This window comes from Thalassomonas sp. M1454, assembly GCF_007097525.1.
GTDB lineage: Bacteria > Pseudomonadota > Gammaproteobacteria > Enterobacterales > Alteromonadaceae > Thalassotalea_A.
Genome location: NZ_VKDD01000014.1, coordinates 1 through 1,757, shown reverse-complemented (window position 1 = coordinate 1,757; position 1,757 = coordinate 1). Strand labels below are relative to the sequence as shown.

The following is a 1,757-nucleotide window of genomic DNA, read 5'->3' as shown; positions in this document are numbered from 1 at the left end:
TTCATCGTTGAACGTGCATTCGAGTTCCACCATAAATCACGGGTATGAACTTCTTCACTCTCTTTATCTACTTGGAACGTTGAATCAAGTGTATGCGTCCAACCTAAGTTGAAGTACCAATCACCAAACGCACTCTCGTAACGATACGCTACTTTTGCATCAATACCTTCCGTCGTTTGTTTCGCAGCATTTACATGAGTCGTGCTTACCGTATCTATGATTTCACCTGCAAAACCACCGTCTTTACGCGTGATTTTTGCTTCGTTCTCTAAACACTGTTGACTACCAGGTACAATGTCTGGACGCTCTGTTACTTCATACGGGTAGTAATCATCCGCATCTTCATCCGTCGTTTGACGCTCTTTACAGTAGTAGTCGGTTTCTAAGATACCTTGAACTGATTCACCCATTACTAGGTTTTCTATTTCAATCGCATACCAGTCAACCGTTACGTTTAGGTCATCTGTCATATCCCAAACAAAACCTACACCGTAGTTCATGCCTTCTTCTTCTTTAAGCGTTTTTGAACCTGAACTGCTACCTTTAACTGATTGCAGCATACAGTTCTCGCTCGGCTCAAACGGCTCGATATCTTCCGGTAAGTCACCGTCATCATCACGCTCGTTTTCATAGTATTGGTCTTCACAAACCGATAAATCTGCACCCGACGTGTAGTAACCGCCTTCGGTTGCAAATACACGGTGCATATCTGGCGCTCTAAAGCTTAAACCCCAGTTAGCACGTACTAACAAACTGTCCGTCGGACGATACTCTAAACCAACCTGTGGTGAGAAACGACCACCAACATCCGTGGTGTCATCGTCGTATTGGTCATAACGACCTGCAAGCTGAGCACTTACCGAATCTAAGATTGGTACTTGTAACTCTAAACCAATCGCGTAACGCTCACGGTCACCACCACCTTCAGTACCGGTTGTACCCCACCAGCCTTGGCCTGTGCTGTTTAATGTACGGTCATCAAGCTCAATGTCATAGCCTTGCTTATTCCATTCCGCCGTTAATGCAAAGTAAACCTCACCCGCCGGTAACTCCATTAATGGACCCGTAACTAACGCTGATAACGTATTTGAGTAAGAGTCTGCCGTTGTATGCTGAATACCACGTAACGCATCGCGCATCTCATCTGTGATTGGGTCATATAAATCGTTCGTACCTAAACCATCGTAGTACTCAACTTCCCAGTAATCACCTTGCTGACCTAAGTAAGTATTATAAATACCTTCTTCTTTAAGTAAGTTAGCGTACGTGTCGTTGGCATTTTCACTGCGACTGAATGATAAGTCCCAATCATAATCGTCAAAGATAATACCTTTAACACCCGTGATTAATTGTACCGACTCATCTTCAACCGTCGTTGAACGAAACCCTAGCTCATGTTGAGCAAACAAACGTTGCTCGGTACGGTAATCGTAAAACTCTGAACCAGCATACTCATCACTAAACTCTTGTAACGCGGCCATGTTACCGTCACCGTCTTCACGGTACTCGATAATTGGGGCATTTAAGAAGTGGAAGTTACCACGGATAAACGCGTCTTGTTGTGAATACATTACATCAGCATACACAACCGTATCATCAGTTAAGTTATACTCGCCACTTAAGTACGTTGAAATCGTTTCACGCTCGTTACGAATTGAACGAGTACCCGATAAATCCGTACCACAGTAGTAACCGTAGTCTAATTCATCTTCTTCACCTTCGTTCATAACACGGTTTGTGTACTCGTAACCTGAACC

1 protein-coding gene is annotated in these 1,757 nt (G+C 43.9%); it reads right to left on the bottom strand.

All coding sequences use genetic code 11. From position 1 onward, the window contains the following. Positions 1–1,757: TonB-dependent receptor domain-containing protein (locus FNN08_RS16190; RefSeq protein WP_143587532.1), on the bottom strand; the 1,757-nt coding region annotated here is incomplete at both ends.